The organism is Acinetobacter sp. SwsAc2, from assembly GCF_013391465.1.
In the GTDB taxonomy this organism is placed as follows: domain Bacteria; phylum Pseudomonadota; class Gammaproteobacteria; order Pseudomonadales; family Moraxellaceae; genus Acinetobacter; species Acinetobacter johnsonii.
Window position 1 is genome coordinate 1 of sequence record NZ_JACBEZ010000040.1, and the last position, 22,667, is coordinate 22,667.

At 40.0% G+C, this 22,667-nt stretch carries 22 protein-coding genes and 3 pseudogenes; 11 read left to right on the forward strand and 14 right to left on the reverse strand.

Annotation, left to right across the window (positions count from 1 at the left end; translation table 11 throughout):
- Nucleotides 1-194: 194 nt before the first annotated feature.
- The 4 genes and pseudogenes from HYI04_RS14490 to HYI04_RS14505 all read right to left on the reverse strand — a co-directional run bounded on the left by HYI04_RS14490 (nucleotide 195) and on the right by HYI04_RS14505 (nucleotide 3,309).
- Nucleotides 195-509 carry a putative quinol monooxygenase gene (locus HYI04_RS14490; RefSeq protein WP_004812141.1) on the reverse strand — a complete coding sequence of 105 codons (315 nt, stop codon included), beginning with the start codon at nucleotides 507-509 and terminating at the stop codon, nucleotides 195-197.
- A 332-nt stretch (nucleotides 510-841) separates the two neighbouring features.
- A pseudogene (gene fghA, locus HYI04_RS14495) lies at nucleotides 842-1,671 on the reverse strand (S-formylglutathione hydrolase).
- Nucleotides 1,672-1,899: 228 nt separating this feature from the next.
- Complete coding sequence (locus HYI04_RS14500; RefSeq protein ID WP_005105874.1) at nucleotides 1,900-3,012, reverse strand: S-(hydroxymethyl)glutathione dehydrogenase/class III alcohol dehydrogenase; 1,113 nt, start codon at nucleotides 3,010-3,012, stop codon at nucleotides 1,900-1,902.
- A 21-nt stretch (nucleotides 3,013-3,033) separates the two neighbouring features.
- Entirely contained in the window at nucleotides 3,034-3,309 is a 276-nt protein-coding gene (locus tag HYI04_RS14505; RefSeq protein ID WP_001133624.1) for a metal/formaldehyde-sensitive transcriptional repressor, read from the reverse strand.
- Between the two features lie 468 nt (nucleotides 3,310-3,777).
- On the opposite strand from HYI04_RS14505, the gene HYI04_RS14510 reads away from it, so the two are divergent.
- Nucleotides 3,778-4,773 carry a zinc-dependent alcohol dehydrogenase family protein gene (locus HYI04_RS14510; protein WP_159153760.1) on the forward strand — a complete coding sequence of 332 codons (996 nt, stop codon included), beginning with the start codon at nucleotides 3,778-3,780 and terminating at the stop codon, nucleotides 4,771-4,773.
- A complete protein-coding gene (locus HYI04_RS14515) occupies nucleotides 4,763-5,779 on the forward strand; it encodes a zinc-dependent alcohol dehydrogenase family protein (protein ID WP_159153761.1) in 1,017 nt (338 codons plus the stop codon). Before HYI04_RS14510 ends, HYI04_RS14515 begins: the two co-directional genes overlap by 11 nt.
- A 14-nt stretch (nucleotides 5,780-5,793) precedes the next feature.
- Here HYI04_RS14515 and HYI04_RS14520 read toward each other — a convergent pair whose 3' ends face one another.
- Nucleotides 5,794-6,693, reverse strand: a complete 900-nt coding sequence (locus tag HYI04_RS14520) for a LysR family transcriptional regulator (RefSeq protein WP_159153762.1) — start codon at nucleotides 6,691-6,693, stop codon at nucleotides 5,794-5,796.
- Nucleotides 6,694-6,828: 135 nt separating this feature from the next.
- Between HYI04_RS14520 and HYI04_RS14525 the strand changes: the two genes are divergently transcribed.
- From HYI04_RS14525 to HYI04_RS14535, 3 genes are all read left to right on the forward strand, one after another.
- Nucleotides 6,829-7,569, forward strand: a complete 741-nt coding sequence (locus tag HYI04_RS14525; protein ID WP_159153763.1) for an SDR family oxidoreductase — start codon at nucleotides 6,829-6,831, stop codon at nucleotides 7,567-7,569.
- 73 nt (nucleotides 7,570-7,642) lie between these two features.
- Entirely contained in the window at nucleotides 7,643-8,641 is a 999-nt protein-coding gene (locus tag HYI04_RS14530) for a zinc-binding alcohol dehydrogenase family protein (RefSeq protein ID WP_178896323.1), read from the forward strand.
- A 20-nt stretch (nucleotides 8,642-8,661) separates the two neighbouring features.
- A complete protein-coding gene (locus HYI04_RS14535) occupies nucleotides 8,662-8,946 on the forward strand; it encodes a putative quinol monooxygenase (RefSeq protein ID WP_159153765.1) in 285 nt (94 codons plus the stop codon).
- Nucleotides 8,947-9,108: 162 nt separating this feature from the next.
- Here the strand turns inward: HYI04_RS14535 and HYI04_RS14540 are convergent.
- Nucleotides 9,109-10,065 (reverse strand): annotated as a pseudogene (locus HYI04_RS14540) (IS5 family transposase).
- 43 nt (nucleotides 10,066-10,108) lie between these two features.
- Nucleotides 10,109-10,207: pseudogene (locus tag HYI04_RS17070) on the reverse strand (DNA-binding transcriptional regulator); the annotation flags it as partial.
- A gap of 412 nt (nucleotides 10,208-10,619) precedes the next feature.
- On the opposite strand from HYI04_RS17070, the gene HYI04_RS14545 reads away from it, so the two are divergent.
- Nucleotides 10,620-11,351: a Fic family protein gene (locus tag HYI04_RS14545; RefSeq protein WP_058952263.1), complete on the forward strand. Its 732-nt coding sequence runs from the start codon at nucleotides 10,620-10,622 to the stop codon at nucleotides 11,349-11,351.
- A gap of 505 nt (nucleotides 11,352-11,856) precedes the next feature.
- Entirely contained in the window at nucleotides 11,857-12,459 is a 603-nt protein-coding gene (gene ribA, locus HYI04_RS14550) for a GTP cyclohydrolase II (protein ID WP_159153766.1), read from the forward strand.
- Nucleotides 12,460-12,585: 126 nt separating this feature from the next.
- On the opposite strand, the gene trpA is transcribed toward ribA, so the two are convergent.
- Nucleotides 12,586-13,374 carry a tryptophan synthase subunit alpha gene (gene trpA, locus HYI04_RS14555; RefSeq protein WP_159151630.1) on the reverse strand — a complete coding sequence of 263 codons (789 nt, stop codon included), beginning with the start codon at nucleotides 13,372-13,374 and terminating at the stop codon, nucleotides 12,586-12,588.
- A complete protein-coding gene (gene trpB, locus HYI04_RS14560; RefSeq protein WP_159153767.1) occupies nucleotides 13,371-14,582 on the reverse strand; it encodes a tryptophan synthase subunit beta in 1,212 nt (403 codons plus the stop codon). Before trpB ends, trpA begins: the two co-directional genes overlap by 4 nt.
- A gap of 100 nt (nucleotides 14,583-14,682) precedes the next feature.
- Here trpB and HYI04_RS14565 point away from each other — a divergent pair, with 100 nt between their 5' ends.
- From HYI04_RS14565 to HYI04_RS14580, 4 genes are all read left to right on the forward strand, one after another.
- Nucleotides 14,683-15,576 (forward strand): LysR family transcriptional regulator, encoded by an 894-nt coding sequence (locus tag HYI04_RS14565; protein WP_159153768.1) that lies wholly within the window; start codon nucleotides 14,683-14,685, stop codon nucleotides 15,574-15,576.
- A 115-nt stretch (nucleotides 15,577-15,691) separates the two neighbouring features.
- Nucleotides 15,692-16,264: a nuclear transport factor 2 family protein gene (locus HYI04_RS14570; RefSeq protein ID WP_004981561.1), complete on the forward strand. Its 573-nt coding sequence runs from the start codon at nucleotides 15,692-15,694 to the stop codon at nucleotides 16,262-16,264.
- Nucleotides 16,240-16,737, forward strand: a complete 498-nt coding sequence (locus HYI04_RS14575; RefSeq protein WP_159153769.1) for a chalcone isomerase family protein — start codon at nucleotides 16,240-16,242, stop codon at nucleotides 16,735-16,737. Before HYI04_RS14570 ends, HYI04_RS14575 begins: the two co-directional genes overlap by 25 nt.
- 11 nt (nucleotides 16,738-16,748) lie before the next feature.
- On the forward strand, nucleotides 16,749-17,435 hold the full coding sequence (locus HYI04_RS14580; protein WP_159153770.1) for a response regulator transcription factor: 687 nt from the start codon (nucleotides 16,749-16,751) through the stop codon (nucleotides 17,433-17,435).
- 17 nt (nucleotides 17,436-17,452) lie between these two features.
- Here HYI04_RS14580 and HYI04_RS14585 read toward each other — a convergent pair whose 3' ends face one another.
- The 5 genes from HYI04_RS14585 to HYI04_RS14605 are packed head-to-tail and all read right to left on the reverse strand — an operon-like array spanning nucleotide 17,453 to nucleotide 22,663.
- The gene (locus HYI04_RS14585; RefSeq protein WP_159153779.1) at nucleotides 17,453-18,775 is read right to left on the reverse strand and encodes a HAMP domain-containing sensor histidine kinase; all 1,323 of its coding nucleotides are present in this window, start codon (nucleotides 18,773-18,775) and stop codon (nucleotides 17,453-17,455) included.
- 35 nt (nucleotides 18,776-18,810) lie between these two features.
- Nucleotides 18,811-19,860 carry a cyclopropane-fatty-acyl-phospholipid synthase family protein gene (locus HYI04_RS14590; protein WP_178896324.1) on the reverse strand — a complete coding sequence of 350 codons (1,050 nt, stop codon included), beginning with the start codon at nucleotides 19,858-19,860 and terminating at the stop codon, nucleotides 18,811-18,813.
- Nucleotides 19,861-19,868: 8 nt separating this feature from the next.
- The gene (locus tag HYI04_RS14595) at nucleotides 19,869-20,648 is read right to left on the reverse strand and encodes a DUF1295 domain-containing protein (protein ID WP_159153772.1); all 780 of its coding nucleotides are present in this window, start codon (nucleotides 20,646-20,648) and stop codon (nucleotides 19,869-19,871) included.
- A gap of 24 nt (nucleotides 20,649-20,672) precedes the next feature.
- Nucleotides 20,673-21,878: a cyclopropane-fatty-acyl-phospholipid synthase family protein gene (locus tag HYI04_RS14600; RefSeq protein WP_159153773.1), complete on the reverse strand. Its 1,206-nt coding sequence runs from the start codon at nucleotides 21,876-21,878 to the stop codon at nucleotides 20,673-20,675.
- Nucleotides 21,875-22,663, reverse strand: coding sequence for a DUF1365 domain-containing protein (locus HYI04_RS14605; RefSeq protein ID WP_159153774.1), 789 nt, complete (start codon nucleotides 22,661-22,663; stop codon nucleotides 21,875-21,877). The genes HYI04_RS14600 and HYI04_RS14605 overlap by 4 nt, the downstream gene beginning before the upstream one ends.
- Nucleotides 22,664-22,667 lie beyond the last annotated feature (4 nt).

The following is a 22,667-nucleotide window of genomic DNA, read 5'->3' on the forward strand; positions in this document are numbered from 1 at the left end:
GAGATTCATGCACGTGTGGCCGTATTAAATAAATTTACAGATTTAGGCCGACCTCACACCCAAGTTGCCACTTAAATTTAGATAACTTGGAAGAAGTTTAGCTTTTGAATGTTTGTGCAACAAAGCCTCCGACAAACCTCACAGGGTTGAAGTGCTGCCTTTCATTCGAAATTTCAGGCAGCACCCTCATACATTTAAGCGTCGGTATGAGCTGGTAGTTTACTCGCCAAAACATCTACTTTTTCAATTGATGGTGGCTCTGAAAATAGCTCATCGGCCTGAGCCATCAACGCAGCTGCAACCTTGCCAGATAAATGTGCTTGGCGACCCGCCTCATCAGGAAATGCATCAAAAATACCAAATGTTGTAGGTCCAAGACGTAAGCCAAACCACGCAACTGTCGCAGGTTCTTCCATTACAATAGGTAAACCGGCTTTAAGGAAAGCTTCCACTTCGTCTTCTTTACCCGGTTTAGCTTCAAGACGGACATATAAAGCTGTTTTAAGCATGACTAAAACTCCACAATTGATTAGAATTCAAACTGATTCTGTCATTGCTAATGTATGCATGTCAGAAAGTTTTGTTGTATAAAAGTTAAAAAACATCCCATAGCTGAGCCAAAATTTAGGTTTTTATTTCGACATAATGCTATGAATTTATTCAAGTTAATATCATTAACATTTGAATCAAAAAATCAAGATATGAGATGATTAAATTCAATCTTAGTTATATAAGGATCAATTGACTCTACCTTAGATTTATAAGCTGACCTCTTCATCTGGAAGTTATATTGCTCAAGAAGCATTCAAGAACAACATGCACATCTTCATATCTATGAAAGTTATTTAGCTAGGAATTTGCTGTGAAACTCTATATGTTTCTCTATAAAGCTCGCAATGAAGTAATAGCTATGGTCATACCCTTCTCTTAGGTTAAGTGTCAGAGGATATTCTTGTTCCAAACAAATATCACTAAGAAGCTTAGGTCTTAACTGTTCTTCAAGAAAATCATCAGCTGTTCCCTGATCGACTAAAATAGGTAAATGAACTTCATCGTTTTTGATTAATTCAATCGCATCATAGCTTTTCCATAAAGTTTCAGTTTCACCTAGGTAGTGTGTAAAAGCCTTTTTCCCCAAGGTACTTGGCTAGGCGCAACAATTGGTGCAAAAGCAGAAATACTTTTATACAGCTCAGGGTTTTTTAACCCAATGACTAATGCACCATGACCACCCATGCTATGCCCCATAATGCTTTGGACTTGGTTGGTCGGAAAATTCAGGTCAATCAGATTTCTGAGCTCTTCCACAATATAATCATACATTTTGAAATGCTGTGACCAGGGTGCTTGTGTTGCATTCACATAGAATCCTGCGCCTTGGCCTAAATCATAATCTGCATGATCTGGTACATCCTCTCCACGTGGGCTGGTATCTGGTGCAACAATAATGACTTTATGTTCAGCCGCATACTTTTGTGCTCCGGCTTTAGTAATAAAGTTCTGTTCGTTGCAAGTCAGTCCTGATAACCAATATAAAACTGGCAACTTCTCATCTTTGTCATGAGGTGGCAGATATATTGAGAATTTCATTGAACAGTTTAATGCTATTGACTGATGGCGATACACTTCTTGCGATCCACCAAAAGAAGCATGTTTCTCAATTATTTCCATAATCAATTACCTATGTTGAGCAAGACTTCATGAGAAATCGAGTAAACAAAGAGTCTGACATTCTCCACAGAGAATACTGATAAAGATTTAAAATGTAGGCAGGTTTGTTGAACCTATACATGATGGATACATAGATAGATCTGTTTTACAGATGATGTGCCGTTTTAGAGGATTCCATGCATGTCAATCATGATTCACATGCATGGAAAAGTATAAGGTCTGACGGAATTATTCGTAATGAATTACAGTACGAATTGACTTACCTTCATGCATTAGATCAAAGGCTTCATTGATCTGATCCAAGCCCATGGTGTGTGTCACAAATGGTTCTAATTGAATTTTACCTTTCATGGCATCTTCAACCATTCCTGGAAGTTGCGTACGACCTTTTACCCCACCAAAGGCAGAACCTAACCATCTACGACCAGTAACCAGTTGGAATGGACGGGTAGAGATTTCTTGACCTGCGCCAGCTACACCAATAATTACGGATTGTCCCCAGCCACGGTGTGCACTTTCAAGGGCTGCACGCATCACATTCACGTTACCAATACACTCAAATGAATGATCTACACCCCAGCCAGTCATTTCGACAATGACTTGCTGGATTGGTTTATCGTAATCTTTAGGGTTCAAGAAGTCCGTTGCACCAAACTCTTTTGCCAGCGCAAATTTATCTGGATTCATGTCAACCACAATAATACGCCCTGCTTTAGCTTGACGTGCGGCTTGTACGACTGCCAAACCAATACCACCTAAACCAAAGACCGCAACACTATCACCTTCTTGTACTTTAGCCGTGTTATGTACTGCACCGATACCCGTTGTTACCCCACAACCCAGTAAGCAGACATGTTCGTGATTGGCTTCAGGATTGATTTTAGCCAATGATACTTCTGCCACTACAGTGTATTCACTGAACGTTGAGCAGCCCATATAGTGGTAAATCGGTTGACCATTGTAGGAAAAACGAGTGGTACCATCTGGCATTACGCCTCTACCTTGAGTTTCGCGAACGGAAATACACAAGTTCGATTTTCCAGATTTACAGAATACGCACTCGCCACATTCAGCAGTGTAAAGTGGAATTACATGATCACCTGGTTTGACGCTAGTCACGCCTTCACCAACCTCAACGACAACACCAGCACCTTCATGCCCGAGAATAGCCGGAAAAACACCTTCAGGATCATCGCCAGATAAAGTAAATGCGTCTGTATGACACACACCGGTATGGGAGATCTTGATTAATACTTCACCTTTCTTCGGTGGTGCAACATCAACTTCAACAATTTGAAGAGGTTGGCCAGGACCAAACGCAACGGCAGCACGTGACTTCATGGAATAATTCCTTATTCAGATCTATTTTAAATATGATTTTAGAATCTTGGCGATTTCAGCCAATTCTTCTTTTCGTTGTTGTTCTGTGGTTTCACCTGATACTAATGTGTCCTTTAAATGAACCTCCAACATTTCATTCATCAAACCATTAATAGCACCACGCACAGAGCATATTTGTTGCAGAATTGCACCACATTCCACATTGTCTTCTAACGCTTTTTCAATCGCTTGCGTCTGACCTTTGATCTTTCTGACGCGTAGAAGAATCTTTTTTTTGTCTTCAACCTGATTAGGCATCAGACCTCCTTATTTGCTAGCATTAATACTATAGTACCCCATAGTATAAAAAAAGCAATAATTTTTATAAATCGAAAAATCAAAAAGATCTTTAGCGAAAATTTTCTATCCCTGTTTTTAGTTTTTTTAAATTAACATCATAGAGCTTATGCGAAAGTCACAAAAAAAATGGGACTTTTAGCTCCCATTTTTATTTTGGCTCATGTTCTTTGTAATGCTGGGACCTTTTAGAATTATGTTTCCAACTTTTAGCCACTTTGTAGATATTTTGAACGTTTCAAGCCTTAAAAATACTACCAACAGTTTAGGTTAAACCGCCTTTACAGACTGTACTAGAATATTTTTAATGAGCGTATGATATTTATTATTCACTATTTAGGAATTATTAAATCCTATAAATATCATTTATTGGATTAATTTACTTTGGTACTGTGCATATCATCCCCCAGTTAAGAATAAGGAACAACTATGAATAAGATGATGAATGCGCTTATCCTAGAAAATTTTGGTGATCATGAATTTAAAAGTGTAGAACTCCCTATACCTCACCCTGAAGCTGGGCAAGTTCTGGTACGTATTCATGCGAGTGGCGTAAACCCTATTGATTATAAAATTCGTCTTGGTGAAGCACCATATGCTATGCCAGAGCTTCCTGCCGTGTTGGGAACAGATATGGCTGGGGTTGTAACTGCTGTTGGTGAAGGTGTCACCGACTTCAACGTCGGGGATGAAGTTTACGGTCTGATTGGTGGCGTTCGTGGTCTTCAAGGATCTTTAGCAGAATATGTTGTAGCAGATGCTGATCTGATCGCATTAAAGCCACGGAATATCTCTATGCGTGAGGCAGCAGTACTACCATTGACGTTCCTCACCGCTTGGGAAGGTTTAGTGGATAATGCGAAGGTCCAACCAGGGCAAACTGTACTGGTTCAGGGTGGTGCTGGTGGCGTTGGTTATATGGTGGTTCAGCTTGCAAAAGCACTTGATGCAAATGTTTGGGCGACTGGTCGTACAGCTGATCAATCACTGATTTCAGAACTCGGTGCAACACCTCTCGATTACACAACAGCATCTTCCGATGACATTATTGCTGCAAGCCCTGAGGGTCAAGGTTTTAACATTGTTTACGACACTGTGGGTGGTCCAGTACTCGATGCTTCACTTTCCATGACAACTCACTATGGCCACATTACCAGCTGTGCTGCATTTGGTAATCATAATTTAGCGAGTTCATCTCTACGGTGTGCCACAGTGTCTGGCGTATTCGTCCTAATGCCGATGTTAACAGGCAATCGCCGTGCTCATCATGGTGATATCCTTAAGATCGCGACTCGTCTTGTTGAGGAAGGTAAACTGCGTCCTATTGTTGATCCTCGTCATTTTACTCTAGACCAAGCGATTGAGGCTCATGATGCTGTTCAAGATCGCTCTGCCAATATTAAGGTCGTGATTGATGTCATTTAACGCACTTCAGGCCAAGACTTGGCGCTTCAATAGTATTGGAGATACAGACGTTCTGACATTAGAAACACTTCCTGTTGCTTTACCAGCCGCAGGAGAAGTTCTAATCCAGATGAAAACGATCGGACTCAACCGGGCTGATGTAATGTTTCGGCGTGGTACTTATATTCAAAAGGCAGTATTTCCTTCTCGTCTGGGATATGAGGGAGCAGGCATAGTTCTTGCGATAGGTGAAGGTGTACGCCAATTTTCTCCAGGAGATGCAGTATCGATTCTTCCGACTGACAATCTAGCCAAATATGGGACATATGCGGACAAGCTCCTGATTCCAGAAACTTTTTTAGTTCACAAACCCGATAGTTTAAGCTGGGAAGAAGCTTCTTCAATCTGGATGCAGTATTTGACGGCTTGGGGTGGTGTAATCCATGCTGGTGGAGTTTCGAAAGGAAAAACGATCTTGATCACAGCAGCTTCAAGTAGCGTAGGACTAGCTGCGATACAGATCGCTGAAGCAGCGGGAGCTAAGGTCATTGCAAGTACACAGACGATAGAGAAAAAGCAACGTTTACTGGATCTCGGTGTTAAAAATGTTATAGCCACTGAAGATGAACCAGATTTGTATGAGGCGCTTGTTTTACGTTTGGGTGGAGAACATCTTGATGTCGCCTTCGATGCGGTAGGAGGGCCACATATTGAACAGATTGCAAAAGCGATGTCTGTGGCAGGAACTATGGTTATGCATGGTGCACTTAGCCCTGAGATCACACCATTTCCCCTTAAAGTTGCATTACGCAAGAGCTTAACCATGCGAGGTTTTTTGTTCCTTGAGGTTCTGCATGACCCTGTTCTAAGGGAGCAAGCCAGACGATTTATTCTTAGCAGTATAGGTGCAGGATATCTTCGTCCAGTGATCGACCGTTGCTTTAACTTTGAGGACATGCATGACGCTCAGCGCTATCTTGAATCAAATCAGCAAATAGGAAAAATTGTAGTTACTCTAGATACATGATGGTCTTATCTAATTCAGGTTTCTATACGGCCCAGCACTTCCACTAAGTAATCAAACAATGCTCGGATTCGCAAAGGTGTCGGGCCCCGCTGTGGACGATATAAATACAGGCGCCAAACGGGAGAGGTTTCCTCATGAAGTATCTGAATGAGCTTACCACTCCTAAGCCACGGCAAAACTAGAAATCCAGGCATGTGTCCGAATCCAACTCCAGCGAGAATCGCTTGAAATTCAGCTTCAAGATCATCTGTAATAAAACGGGGCATTGATGGCGTAAAGCTTCGACTTTCGGTGAATGTCCATGGCCAGTAACGCCCTGTTTTATGATCGACTAGTGCTGTTAGAGGGTATTTATCTAAGTCAATAATTTTTTTGGGCATTCCAACCTTATCAATTAACTCTGGCGTACCCACAGAATAAAAGTTCACTTTCGCCAATTCCCTTGCCACATATCGATTGTCCGGCAAAAATCCAAATCTGATCCCGATATCTATCCGCTCATCGATCACATCCGAGTGTGAATCTGTGAGCACACAATCCACGACAATATCTGGATAACGTGTGGCAAATTCTGCTAGTGCAGGTACTACCAATTTACGCCCTAACACAGACGACACAGTAAGACGGACAGTCCCACGCATTTCATCTCGTTTTTCCTTGGTGTCTTTTACAAACAAAGCATCGATCGATCCCACCGCAAAACGTGCTTGCTTTGCCAGACGCTCACCATCAGCGGTAATTTTAATTTGTCGAGTACTCCTGTAAAACAAAATCTCTCCGCGCTGCTCTTCTAGCTCTTTTATTGCCCGTGTCACTACCTGTGGGGAAATCCCCAGCTGAGTTGCTGCCTCTTTAAAATTTCGAGACTCTGCTGCGACACAAAAGATACGCATCATTTCCAATTTGTTCTGCATGTCCAATCCTGTGTTCTAGCAATTATTCCGTAAATAGGAATTCTGAAAGATAATATTATTCATTTATTATACCTAATAAGGCTGTAATACTTAATCCATCAAATATGATTGATAGATAGGTTGAAGGTTACTTGTATGAATAATATAGAAAATAAAGTTGTTGTTATCACTGGTGCAAGTAGTGGTTTAGGTGAAGCTACTGCTCGCTTACTTGCTAAAAAAGGTGCAAAGGTTGTAATTGGTGCTAGACGTACTGAAAAATTACAGGCTATTGTTCACGACATTCGTGCTGAAGGTGGTCAAGCTGAATTTATTGGTATGGATATAACCAAACCACAGGAAGTACAAGCACTTATTGAAAAGGCATTAAGCGCATTTGGTCAAATCGATGTATTGGTAAACAATGCTGGATTAATGTCTATTGCACCATTAAGTGAGCTAAAAGTTGATGAATGGGATCGTATGATCGACATTAATATTAAAGGTGTTCTTTATGGTATAGCAGCTACCCTACCTGTTTTCCAAAAACAAAACTTTGGACACTTTATTAATCTCGCATCTGTTGCAGGGATAAAAGTATTTAGTCCAGGAGGTACTGTTTATAGCGGTACTAAGTTTGCTGTAAGAGCCATCTCAGAAGGACTTCGTCATGAAGTTGGGGGAACAATTAGAACGACGACTATTGAGCCTGGTGCAGTTGAGTCAGAACTAAAATTCGGTTCTTCTCATAAAGAAAGTTCAGATTTTGTTACTGATTTCTACAAACAAGCCATACCAGCTGACTCAGTCGCTCGAGCAATTGCTTATGCAATTGAACAGCCTGCGGATGTAGATATTAATGAAATTGTTTTACGCCCAACGAGCCAAGAGTTTTAACGATTGAATAACATAAAATGGGAGCACCTCGCTCCCATTTTTACTATATTTTTTTAAAGCTAAGGACAAATCTATGAAAGCCGTATCGTATGTTATCAATAACCATGATGATTTTAAAAATTCATTGGTAGATATTGAAAAAGCAAAGCCTACGCTTAAGGAGCGTGATGTACTGGTAAAAGTTCAGGCAATCTCTGTGAATCCAGTTGATACCAAAGTGAGAAAGAATTCGTCTGAAGCAAATAATCGTATTTTAGGTTGGGATGCCGTTGGGGAAATTATCGAAGTTGGCTCAAAAGTTACCTCGTATAAAGTAGGAGACTCTGTTTGGTATGCTGGCGATTTAACCCGAGATGGTAGTAATGCTGAGTATCAAGCAGTCGATGAACGAATTATCAGTCTTAAACCAGTTACAGTATCTAATGCAGAAGCAGCAGCATTGCCATTAACTGCTATCACGGCATGGGAAATGCTGTTTGATCGGTTTCAAATTTCAGAAACAGAAGTTGGCAGTATTTTAATTATTGGTGGTGCAGGTGGTGTAGGATCAATTGCTATCCAACTCCTCAAAGCAAAAACAAATCTGACCGTTATAGCAACAGCGTCACGTGAAGAAACGAAATCTTGGGTGGAATCACTGGGTGCCGACCATGTCATTGATCATAGCAAAGATTTAAATGCACAAATCGAGACACTAGGCATTGAAAAACCAAAATACGTTTTCTCTACCACTCATACAGACACCTATATCAAGCAAATAGTTTCTCTGATTGCACCACAAGGTAAGCTTGGATTGATCGATGATCCACAAACATTTGATATTATGCCGTTTAAGACTAAATCTATTTCTATCCATTGGGAGTTGATGTTCACCCGTTCAATGTATGAAACTGATGATATTGAAAAGCAAGGTGATCTATTGCAACAGGTTGCCCAATTAGTTGACCAGCAAAAAATTAGAAGTACCCTCAACCAAAATCTAGGCAATATTAACGCTGCAAACTTGGAGAAGGCGCATAAGTTGCTTGAATCAGGTAAGTCAAAAGGCAAAATTGTACTAGAAAACTTCTAAAGCAAATTCAAGGTGAAATAATGACTATTTCAGTAATTGCGAACTTTAAGGCAAAGTTAGATCAAAAAGAAACGTTAGAAGCGCTTTTAAAAAGTGTAATAGAGCCTACGCTTAACGAAGAAGGATGCTTGAAATATGAGCTTTATATTAGTGAAAATGACTCGAGTAGATATTTCTTCTTAGAAGAATGGCGTAGCAGGGAGGATTTAGATATCCATATTGCCACTGATTATATTCAAAGTTTATTTGGTAATATCCAATCGCTAATTGAATCAAGTGATATTGTAGAAATCAAAAAAATATAGCTGTATTCGGACGTTATGATGAAATATTCTTCAAATTAACATAGGGACTTAGAAAGCTAAAAAAAATGGGAGCTATAAGCTCCTATTTTTTAAGATTTTTTAATTTTTGGGGCTTTGTTGCACAAATATTTGAAAGGCAAAGCGCCCCTAATTGAGCCAAATTTAAGGTGTAACTTGGGTAAGTGGTCGACCTAATTCAATAAATCTGTTGAGGACAGTTACACGTGCATGAATCTCATTAACTTGGCTATCAAACCTCCTTGCACTGAGTTTATCTCCTAATAATTTAATGCAGTGCATCTTAGTTTCAACCAAACTTCGCCGATGATAGCCTGACCATTTTTTCCATAGTGCCCTGCCTGAGAAGCACTGTTTCGCAAGATTAACTGTTCGAAGTAATTCATTTCGCTCTAGCGAGCTGCTTGCTCTTTGTATCTTTCCATGGTTTCGCATTTTTTTCTAGGTGGAATCATTGCATGCGCTTGCCGATCTGCAATGACCTGACGGCATTGCTTGGTGTCATAAGCTCCATCGGTATAAACAGAGTCAATCCGCTCATCTTGTGGAATCTGATTAAGTAAATCACCAAGCACCTGTGAATCACTGACATTATTGGTTGTAAGCTAAACTGCTCGTATTTGCAGGGTTTTATCATCTATACCAATATGTAATTTACGCCATTGGCGACGAAATTCAGGTCCATGTTTCTTGCGTTTCCATTCGCCCTCACCTAGAAACTTCATGCCTGTAGAGTCCATGAGTAGATGCAGTCCATCGCTACTTTTTGGTAGCTGATTACAATATCAATATGCTTTTGTCTTCTACAAAGCATGGTGTAATCTGGTGCTATCCAATTTAATCCGCAAAGTTTAATCAGACTTTGCACAAAGCCAGTGACCATACGTAAAGACAGACTGAATAAGGATTTAATCATTAAGCAGCATTGGATGGCTGCGTCGGAGTAGGTTTGATTTCGCCCTTGTTTGCCTTTTGATGGAGCATACCATTGCGTAGCAGGGCGAATTCAAACCAAATGGCAATATTTCCGCGACTCATGAGTGCTCGGTTATATGCGGGCCAATTGGTTGTACGATAAATTTTAGGTGTAGGCTTATTCATTTGAAAATTATATTGTGGGATAAACCTTAGATATAGGTTTGTGTAACAAAGCCGAGCTCAAATGAGACCCCATATTTAACATGGTCAAAATATTAGCTAAACGATCAGCTAATCGCTCATGAGTAGAACTATTTTGTTTCATCAATCAATAAGCAAATTTATGTGGGTACATAGACAGATTGTGTCATCGTTATCAATCTTTTACTCTTATTTATTAAAAATTTTAAATGTTGTTTAAAGTTCATTTTATTTCATTAAATAATACAAATTCTCATCTTTGCTGATGGGATGGCGTCAATTGAACTCAGAACCCAAGCAACTGTTTTTATATACTTTATAATAAAAAATATATTTCCTTGACCCAATTTTGACCCAACTTAGATTTAGTGCATTGAATCACTTTAATATCTTGTTCAAATCCTGAATTTGGATTTGAAATAGTGTACTCATTATACCATCTTTATAGCTCAACCAAAATATTATAATATAACATTACATTTTTGATATTTATTTTTTGATGTATTATTCAGAAAGACACATTCAGGGTTAAAGTTATGTTTGAAATTATTGATGATTTAAAGAAAAAATTAGATCAATATCGCCCTTTATCTCCTGCAATTGTAAAAAATTTACAAGAAGATCTTATTGTCCGCTGGACCTATCATTCAAATGCCATAGAAGGTAATACTCTTACACTATTGGAAACCAAAGTAGTTCTTGAAGGTATTACTGTAGGTGGAAAAGCGTTAAGAGAACATTTCGAAGCGATAAACCATAGAAATGCGATTTACTACGTCGAAGACATTATTCGTAAGGAAGAACCATTTTCAGAATGGCAAATTCGCAATATTCATCAACTTATTTTAAAAAATATTGATGATGAGAATGCTGGGCGTTATCGTCAGCAAAATGTATTGATTTCTGGTGCTACTACTACCCCTCCTGACTATACTTTATTAAATGACAAGATGGCTCAGCTAATCGATTGGTATAACCTTGAAGCATATAAACTTCACCCGATTGAACGTGCAGCCAAAGTACATGCGGATTTTGTGGGTATCCATCCATTCATTGATGGCAATGGTCGCACATCACGTCTTTTGATGAATCTGGAACTGCTTAAAGCAGGCTATCCACCCTGTGTGATTACTGTAGAAAATCGTTTAGCTTACTATGAAGCATTGGATCAATGGATGGCTTCTGGAAAGACTGAAGCATTTATTCGGTTAGTTTCAGAGGCGGTACAAGACGGATTTAAACCGTATCAAGTTGTTTTAGGAATATAGAACTATACTAACTTACATTTTTCTTCATTTATCTTTGCTTAAGACATTTTTGTTTATTCGGCCGGGATAGTGTGCGCACAGCAAAAAAAATTAAACCTTTGTTTATTAAAATATTTACAACCAACCTACTTCATTGTACCGCGAAAAGTTAGCAGGCTAAAAAATATTAATGGCAATGTATCTACATTACAGCTGTTAATGAACCTCAAGCTGCTGAATTCTGAATATTCACCTTGTATCATCAGTGTTGATAATCGATTGGCTTACTATAAAGCTTTAGATTATGGATGGCTTGTGGAAAACGAAGCTTTTGCATATTTTTATAAAAAATTCTAACCTCAATAAAATTATTCTTAATAACATTTCACATAAAATTCACTATTAAATACCTATACTTGAATTGGAAGTAAAACGCTGAAATTTAGAACCACAAAAATTTAGCAAATGCTTTTAAGGTAAATTTAGTAATTTTACCAATTATAAATTTATATAGGTGTATTCTTCAATGGCTATAGAATTTGTTTCCAAATCAAAGTTACCTACAGCGTTTGGTGATTTTGAAATTATGGCATTTCAAGACCAAAGTACTGGTGAAGAACATATCGCTCTTGTCAAAGACATGGATACTATTTCTAATCAACCTGTACTCGTCAGAATTCATTCAGAATGTTTAACAGGTGATGCTTTTGCTTCACTGAAATGTGACTGTGGCCCCCAATTACATTCAACCATGAAAATGATTAATGACGCTGGTCAAGGTGTGATTTTATACCTTCGCCAAGAAGGTCGTGGCATAGGATTAACCAATAAAATTCGAGCCTATGCACTCCAAGATCAAGGACATGACACTCTCGATGCCAACTTATTATTAAATTTACCAGCAGATGCTCGTAAATATGACATGTGTACTATTATGTTAGATTATTTAAAAATAAAGAATGTAAAACTCATTACAAATAATCCGTTTAAAATTAAATCTTTAACTGATTTAGGAATTAACGTTGTTGAACGTATTCCTTTAAAAGTTGGTTTAAATATTTTCAACAAAGCTTATTTAGAGACTAAGCAAAAACGTATGTCACATCTGTATGATAATAGTGATTTTTAAAAAGCAATTACTTTCAGTAAAAAAATCCACGTATAAAGTTCCATCTCCCTTTCGGGAGAAGGCTAAGATAAGATACTGTTTTATACTTAATTATTGTTTTAAAGAATACCTATGAAAGAAGCTGGCCTACTCTTTATTTTCTCTCAGGATTTGCGAAAAAACTGTGACTTTTTCTAAAGTCGCATTCATCCCCTTATTAAAAAAAGTATTGACAAGTGCTGAGCCAATGATAATAAGATCTACTTTATTGGCTAATGCTTTAACATGACTTTCATTTTTGATCCCAAAGCCAATTGCAACTGGAATATTAAAAATAGGCTTGATTTCAGCAATCTTTTTCTCAATATTGGGTAGATTTAAATGCCCCCCTGTTAAGCCATTTTCTGCAACATGATATAAAAAACCTGTCGCGCGCGCTGAGATTTGCTCTAACCTTTCAACTGGGGTAGTCGGCGCTGTCATTGCAATTAAATGCATATTTTTTTCATTTAATTGCACTTCAAAGTTTTCTCGATATCCATATGGAGCATCTAAAATCAATATTCCATCTATAAGATTTTCTGTATCGGCGACAAGTGTTTCGAAACCATATTGCATCATCGGATTTAAATAAGTCATAAAAATTATTGGTGTCTTGTCATCATGCAGCCTGATTGCTTTTACCAACTCAATGGTCTGTTTTACCGTTTGACCTGCACGTAATGCTCTAAGATGTGCTGCCTGAATGATCTCTCCATCTGCCACTGGATCTGAAAAAGGAATGCCAACTTCAATAATGTCAGCCCCAGCTTGACCTAATTGGCTCAACAGACGACAACTTTCTGCAAAATTAGGATCTCCAGCAGTAAAATAACAGACCAGACCGCTTCGATTTTCCAGTTTCAATTGCTCTAATTTTTGATCTAGACGGTTCATGCTGTAGCTCCTGCAAGATATTTTTTGACCGTGTTTAAGTCTTTGTCACCTCTGCCGCTTAAATTGACAATAATAATCTGTTCTGGCTGCATTTCTTGAGCAAGTTGAATCGCATACGCAATTGCATGAGAACTCTCAAGCGCAGGAATAATGCCCTCCTGTTGGCTTAAAAGCTGAAATGCATTTACAGCTTCTTGGTCGGTTATAGCCGTATATGTCACACGTCCTGTTTCAAACAGAAGGCCATGCTCAGGGCCAATACCAGGATAATCTAAGCCAGCTGATATAGAGTGCCCCTCTAAAATCTGTCCATCTAAATCTTGTAATAAATAGGTTAAATTGCCATGCAGCACACCGACTTGACCTTTGCAAATAGAGGCGGCATGTTCACCGCTAGTTGTTCCTTTTCCACCCGCCTCAACGGCAAACATTTTGACATTCAGGTCTTCTAGAAAAGGATGCATCAACCCTAATGCATTTGATCCACCACCAACGCAAGCAACTAGAGCATCGGGCAATTTATTTTCTTTGAGGAGTATTTGGTTTCTGGCTTCTAGACCAATAATTTTTTGAAATTCTCTGACCATTACGGGATATGGATGAGGACCCGCACCAGTACCTAACAGATAATAGGTTGTATCAACATGACTAATCCAATCACGTAATGCTTCGTTCATCGCATCTTTTAAAGTCCCACGACCTTTTTGAACACTTCTGACTTCAGCACCGAGTAATTTCATGCGTTCAACATTCATTTGTTGGCGCTGAATGTCTGTTTCTCCCATAAAAATGGTACATTTCATCTTAAACAGTGCGCAAACAGTTGCTGTTGCAACACCATGTTGTCCAGCACCAGTTTCTGCAATGATTCTGGTTTTCCCCATAAATTTGGCTAATAAGATTTGCCCTACACAATTATTGATCTTATGCGCACCCGTATGGTTCAAATCTTCTCGCTTGAGATATATTCGAGCACCTCCCGCATAAGCTGTTAGGTTTTTTGCATAAAAAAGAGGACTCGGACGACCAACAAAGTCCGTTAGAATCTGCTGATATTCAGCCCAAAATTCAGGTTTGTGCCGAACAGTATTAAAGGCTTGCTCTAATTCTTGAAGTGCTGGCATTAAGCTCTCTGGCATGTAACATCCGCCAAATTTACCAAAAAATCCCAAGTCATCAGGACCATTACCTGTATAAGGGGTTGTCATCTCATATCTCTTGCTGTATCCATTTTTTTCATCTTAAAATATTTTCATTTTTCTGATAATTGATATATTTTGAGCTTATGGTGTTAGAAAATTTTACAACATGAAACGCAGAACATTACCTCCCCTTAATGCTTTAAAAGCATTTGAAGCCGTCGCCAGAAATAAAAGTTTCAGCTTAGCTGCGGAAGAATTGTGTGTCACCCATAGTGCGATTAGTCATCAAATAAAGCAGTTAGAAGAATGGTTAGATAAAAAATTGTTTATTCGGCATTCCTCTACCATCTCTCTGACAACGGACGCAGAAGAATTATCTCGAGTTTGTACGCATCTTTTTAATCGTTTAGAACAATGTGTCTTTGAGTTAACAAATAAAACATCAGAGGTAGAGGTGGTAATAGGCGCTTCTCATAGTTTTATGGCAAATTGGCTGATTCCCCGATTAGAAAAGCTCGAAATAATCTATCCCAATATCCATATCAAATTAATGACGTGTAATGACTTAAAATTGTTAGAAAAAGAGAAAGTTGACATATTGATCAATAGCATCAGTGAGAATCATCTACTTCCCAACTTTTTGAATAAATATCTGTTATTTCCCGATAACATGGGTCCTATTTGTAATCGTGAAATAAATCCGCTTCATACAAAAAATGATCTTTTAAATTATCCATTACTTCATACCCACTCAAATAAAAGTGCATGGCATACATGGTTTAATCAGTCCCAAATTCACTTTTCCCCAAAAGCGAATGATCGCTATTTTGATAGTCTCAGTTTAATGATAGAAGCTGCTGTGTCTGGGTTAGGAATTGCGATAGCGCCTCAAATTTTAGTAGAAAAAGAAATATTAAATGGAAGGGTCATTGCCCCTTTTGGTTTTATCTATTGTGACTATAATTTTTATGCAATGGTCAGAAAAAATAACGAAAATCGTGATGTCATGAATATCATTCATTGGCTAATGACTGAAGAAAAAAGAGAAAGTGAAATTTAATCCTTAATCATCAAAATTCTATTCAATGTACTGTCTTTAGTACCTATCTTCACATTCTGTTCACTTTAGCCTCTCTAAAGTGGGGGGGGATAAACTGTGAAGATGGACAGTGAATATGAATCAAGTCAAAACGTTAATGGCAATTGCCTTATCCTTACCAGTGCTTTTCCTGTCAGGATGTAAAAGTGTTCCTCGTTATTCCTCTGATTATGCAAATGCCAGAGCGAGTATTCAGGGAATACCCTTAGATGATGCAAAAGCACTAGAAATCGGCACCCGCTTCACTTCGGCATTTAATACCTTGGGCACACCTAAATTCGTTGAAAATGCTGGAGCACTGTATGCAGATCAGCTTTTTATTAACGACACTCTGTCGCAATTTTCATCGCGTAAAAAACTGCTTGAACATTTTCAAGGTATGAACCAGCGGGTGAGTAATGTCACTGTCAGCCTATTAAATACTTCATATCATCAAGACTCTGCCTATGTGCATTGGCATATGGTTTATGATTTTAAAATGTTCGGGAAGACACGAACAATGGATTCATTTGGAATCAGTGAAATAAAGGTCAACCCAAACCATCAGATTATTTTCCAACAAGATTTCTGGGATCCGGCCAATGGTCTGTATCGTTCTTTGCCATATGTAGGAGGAACCTATTCATGGGTACTGCCTTTCAAAAAGTAGCCATAACCACTGTACTGATGCTCGGGAGTTTCGGTTCGTGGGCGCATGCACAGAGCTTAAATAAATGTGGTAATGGCCCACTCATGGTGGGACAAAAACAGGTCGGTGTGGCCAGTTACTTTGCGCAAAACTGTAATCAGCCTTGGCAAGGCCAAAACATACAGATGGATTTTACCTATACGCAGAATATTCCAGAATGGGCATTCAAACGTGCGGCCACACATCTACTCCAACGTAATATCAAAGATCAAAAAATTCATGCTGTTTTCAATCCAATCACCGATTTGTATCGTCCAGTGAAGTCAGGAGATCTATACCAACTGAAGTATATCCATGCCACACACACATTAAGCCTATACTTAAACCAGAAATTGCAGGGACAACTCCAAAACCCGCAGGCCCAGCAATATTTTAATATATGGCTAGGTCCTCAGCCATTTAGTGCTAAATTAAAACAGCAATTAATAAAGTAGTCTCTACAGTTATGTCTAAACATTTTATTTTGATGGTTGAAGATCATTATGAACTGGCATCTACCTTATGCGAGTTTCTAGAAGAGCATGGTTTTGTGGTCGATCATGCTCGAAACTTAAATGCTGCGCGCCAATTGCTAAAACAGCAACGCTATCATATTTTACTTTTAGATATTAACTTGCCTGATGGTTCGGGTTATGAACTATGTGAATGGCTACGAAATAAAGAAGCTATGGACCTCCCTGTGCTGATGCTCACCGCACGCGATACGCTGAATGACAAACTCAAAGGTTTCAATTCAGGCACGGATGATTATCTAGTCAAGCCATTTGACTTTAATGAGCTGGTGGTTCGAGTCAAAGCTCTGATCAAGCGTTCACAGGGTGAAGTCTCCTCTAGCCGTCTTCAAATTCATGATCTTATTCTGGACCCTGCAACACAGCAACTGACTCGTGGAGGACAAACTATTGAACTGCCCCCCATTCAATTCAAACTGCTCAAACTACTGATGCGTCATTCGCCTAAAGTTCTGACTAAACAGGAAATTATGATAGAGCTTTGGGGGGATCAAGAGCCTGAAAGCGATGCCCTGCGTAGTCATATTTATAATTTGCGTAAAATGGTCGATAAGCCTTTTGAGCAAAAACTAATTCATACCATATCTGGTGTAGGGTTAAAGATCACTTTAGAAGCTTAAGCTCTAGAAGCCCAGCCTTAATTTAAATACACGACGACAATCAGTCCAGTCGTCATCGCCAGATCAACATCCTGATGGGTATTGAGATAATACTGCCGATCAAACAATTCCACTCGCCAGCCAAGCTGCTTGCACAACTTCTGTACCAATTGCAGTCCAATGCCATGACCTTTGATCTCTAACTGCAATTGCTGCCCCGACAGTTCTTGCACCTTTGAGTTATTCGGTAAAGGAATGCCGACACCATTATCTGCAATCAATACTGTATTTTTTTGCAAAATGACATCAATTTCTGTGCCTTGTGAATAATTCAGTGCATTCCGCAAAATATTGCCAAATACCATTTTGGTCATCGACGGGTAAAGTTTACGTGGCTGTTCGTTTAGATCTTTTTGAAAATTTATCCGCATGCCTTTGTTATGGCTAACACTATCCAGATCTTGAACTAGATTTTCCAGACATTCTGAAAGCATAGTCGATTCAGCGGTTAAAGTATTGGTGGTATTGCGGGCGATAGCCAGTAGTGTGTCAACTAATAGTTGCATGTCTTCAATGGTGTTGTTCAAGCGAGTAAATGATTTATTGTCCCCATAGCGTGCCTGACACAACTGCACATTGCCTTTTAAGATGGTAAGTGGTGTGCGAAGCTCATGACTGACATCACCAGTAAATTCACGTTCACGCTGAATAAACTCGCTTAATACCTGATGATATTTTTCTAGCGCCTGCTTCAGATATTCCGCTTCCAGATTTGAATCAGTCCGTATGTCATGAAACGGTGAAGCCTGATTTTTATAATCTTCCCAATCAATATGTTCCAGTGCGTTGGCAAGCCTTGTAATGGGAGAAAAATAGCGCCGGGCACGACGGTTCCACCACCATAACATACTATAAAGTACAAACAAGCTGACCATCAGTGGTGCCATACCAAACAGCCAGACCAGTTTATTGACATTGCTTTCGCCAAAAACCAACAGCACATGCTGCCCGTCTTTTTCACCATAAACGGTCATGCGTTCCTTGCCATCGACAAAATGCCGATTCACCCCTTGCTCAAGTGACATATTCTTAAATTGGGAGGGTGGCACAGTGTTCCAGCGGTAACCATACAGGTTTTTGGTATCGGGCAATTCTGCGGCAGGATTACGTTCTAATCGCTGCCAGTAGTGTGACATTTCCTGTTCTAGCGCCGTTCTGAGCAAAGAACCTTTAATCACCCAGGCACTGAAGCCAATCCCAATCACCACAGACAAGGCAATGAATCCGATTTGCAGCCAATAGTAGCGGTTAAACACCTCACCCAGAGGATGATCACGTTTGTCCCTAAACAGCTTTAACATTGATGCATTCCCCGCTGGCCAATCCCATTGTTCAATTATACGGCTTTCTTCTTTAACAGAAAGTGGCCAATGACCCACTCGCGTCCATGGTCATAACCAAATAGCTCGGCACAGGCCATAAAGAAAATCCGCCAGCGCTGCCACCAGATTGCGGCATCCGCGCCATAAGTTTTTTCAAATAAGGGCTTTAGCTCGGCCTGTTTACCATCCATATTTTCTAGCCAAGCATTTGCGGTACGTTCATACTGCGTGCCCGCCCATTGCCAGTGCTGTTCTAGCTGTAAATGCTGCTGAAAATGTAGGAAAGTTGAGGCTGCTGGCATCAAACCACCACTAAAGAAATATTGCGACATCCAGTCAAACTCATTTTTGACTTCAAACGGGTAATGCAAGAAACGATGACAGAAAATATGACACCACAATAAGCCATCTGGTTTGAGCCAAATACTAATATTTTCAAACAGTTTTTTATAGTTGCGTACATGCTCAAACATCTCCACCGATACCACACGGTCAAATGACGCAGGTTCAAGTTGCAACACATTGACATCACAAGTGATCACATTAAGGTTATCCAGTTTTTTTAAACGGGCTTGTTCCTGAATATACTCGCGCTGCGTTGAAGAATTTGACACGACTGTAATACGGGCCGTTGGATAATGCTCGGCCATATATAGACTGAAAGAACCCCAACCGCAGCCAATTTCCAAAATATCCTGCCCGTCTTTCAGTTGTGCTCGCTGGCAATAGCAGGCAAGGGCAGCTTCTTCGGCTTGGTCTAGCGTCATATCGGCATGTTCAAATATACTCGCGCTATATTTCAAACGCTTACCGAGTACTGCCTGAAAAAATGCGGTCGGCAGTTCATAATGCTGCTCATTGGCTTTGTCTGTCTCAATGGCAATTTCGCTGTTTTTCAGCATGGTCAGCACATCCATATAGCGCTGCGCTGCCAATGCGGGGTCAAACCGACCTTCTTGTGCCAAACGTTTTTTGCTCAAGATTTTAATACCAGCACGAATCACTGAGTCTGGCACCTTGCCATTTTCGATCAGTTCTAAGGTTTTTTGAATCATAAAGTCCATGTATTTACCTACTCTTTGGGTGGCCACGGAATAAACATTGAAGTTCGTCGTTGATAGTCTTTATAGTTGTCACCACGGTGGGCGAGCGCCTGTTTTTCACTAAATGGAATACCTGTAAAGTAGTACAGGAATAGCCACATCAGCAGTGGATAAATCCATAATTCATAGCATCCTACTGCCAGACCGAGCACTGGATAGGCAAACCAATGCAGCCATTCAAAAAAATAATTCGGATGGCGCGAGTATTTCCACAAGCCCTGATCCATGGTTTTACCTTGATTCTGTGGATCTAGCTTAAAACGGTAAAGTTGCTGATCGGCAGTGCTTTCTCCTATCAAAGCGGATAGCATGATCATGCCCGCCACAATCACAGTGACCAAAGTCCAGTCATTCCACTGCTGGGTCGGAAGACTCAACAGCTTCAGCATTGGGTAAGAAAACAGTAGAGCCAAACCTGCCTGAAATATAAAAAACACCAGAAAACCAAGATGCTGATAATCCCCCATCGCTCGGCGCATGTTGGCATAACGCGTGTCTTCTTGGGTTTCATTGGCATAGCGCCGTAACAGATGCCAAGTCAGCCGTGAAAACCAGATCCCACTCGCCAGTCCCAGAAATAACCGAACCAACATCGGTGCACTGTCAATCGCCCAAGCGGCAATAATCACATTGAGGGCAATACTGAAACTCCAAGCGACATCGACCAGCCCTGCTCTGCGGTTATAGGTCACCAACACCCAGCTACAGAGCATGATGAAGACATTGAGCAAAAATAAATCTAGCAGCATGTCGCCCTCCTGTTTTATTTCTGCTTAGTAAGCACTGGCTTCAAACAGCAAATGCACATCACTGATCACACCTTCCCTAAAACCACCTTCGCAATAACACAGATAAAAATCCCACATGCGGATAAAGCGCTCATCAAAATCAAGTTGCAACACTTGATCACGCTGCTCCAGAAAACGCTGACGCCAACACTTCAGGGTTTGTGCATAGCTTTGACCAATATCTTCCAGATGTTTGAGACGAAGTTTTTGCTCAGAAGCCGTTTGCGTCATAACACTGATACATGGAATAAAACTACCGGGGAAAATATAACGCTTAATGTAATCCACCGTATTTAAAGCTTTAACATAGCGTGCATCTTCAATCGTAATCGCCTGTATCAAGGCTAGACCATTCGGCTTGAGGAGCTCGCGGCATTTTCGGAAATAAGTTGGTAAATATTGCTCACCAACTGCTTCAATCATTTCAATGGACACCAATTTGTCGTATTTACCCTCGAGTAAACGGTAGTCCTGAAGCTGTACAGACACCCGATGAGACAGCCCTGCTTCAGCAACTCGGGCGAGTGCTTCATCGTACTGAGCTTTGGAAATGGTAATGGTGGTCACCTTACAGCCATAATGCTGAGCCGCATAAATGGCAAAGCCTCCCCAGCCGCTGCCAATTTCAACCAAATGGTCCATCGGTTGCAATTGAAGTTTTTGGCAGATCAGTTCTTTTTTATAATCTGAAGCTTGTTCCAAGCTCATACAGGGTTCTTTAAACACCGCACTGGAATACATCATGCTGGAGTCTAAGAACAATTTAAAAAAATCATTGCTCAAGTCATAATGCTCAGCAATATTCTGACGACTACCATCAATCGAATTCTTGCGCGATTTATACCAGACCTTTAACAGTAACTGGCTGGCTTTTGCCACCACATTTTGATTCATTCGATCAAGCACATCACGATTACGCGCTAGAATACGAATTACATTGACCAGATCTTCACTGCTCCAGTAACCACGAATAAAGCCTTCTGCTGCCCCCAGTACACCATTACGGAACAGCAAATCGATAAGGCGTTTGTCGTGAACTTGAATTACTGCATGCAAGTCACTGTAATTTTCCCCGACTAGACCATTCCAGATACCTTTAAATATTAACTGACCATGACGCAATTTCAGCATATGGCGTAGGACTATAGGCAGTTCGGTATGCTCTCCCATTAACAGTGTTTTCATAGTCATGTCTTTCCTTTTTCTTTTTTAGGATGCCGATAAAACGGAATTTTCTTTTTCCATAAGCGCAAAGCATGTAGATAAATTCCGCTCACCATCCTAAAGGGCTCAAGAACTTTTAATACAGCATATCGATGTTGCTGTGAAGGAAGTGTGATGGCTTGCAGCTTAAATTTCATCGTGGCATCAAATTGCAATATTTCTTGTTCAAACAGCTGCATGTGAATCACATTTTGCTGTTCTGAAAAGCTAAAACGCCAACGGTAATCCAGTGACATCGACATGAATGGTGACACATGAAAGGCCTTTTTAAAGTCAAACTGGTGGCTCTGGTAAGGCGTATGTTTAGTTACATTGTGCCGACAATCGTGAATGTACACCTGACGTTCATTCCACGGTGTATTGGTGATTTCACTCAGTATAAAAATCAGTTGATCGGTCGTATCAAAGATCAAATAAAACACCACAGAATTAAAACGAAAACCCAGTGTGCGTGGTAAAGCCAGTACACGAATAGATGCAGCATGGGGTAAATGATAGTTTTCGTGCTTGATCAGTAACCGTGCAACTTTCTGCCGAATCGAGCCATATTCCATGTTTAGAAAGTCACGTTCATCCAAGGTCAATAAATTCCAGCGACTAGAAGACCAGAACCAAGATTTTTGGGTAAAATTTGCCAGTTGATCCGGATCAAAGCATAAATAGCTAAGCTTCACCTCAAAAGCATGCGATTTGGGCAAATAGCGACGATGGCGAATTTCGGTAGAAGCGATAGCCAGTGGATACATTTGCATTCTG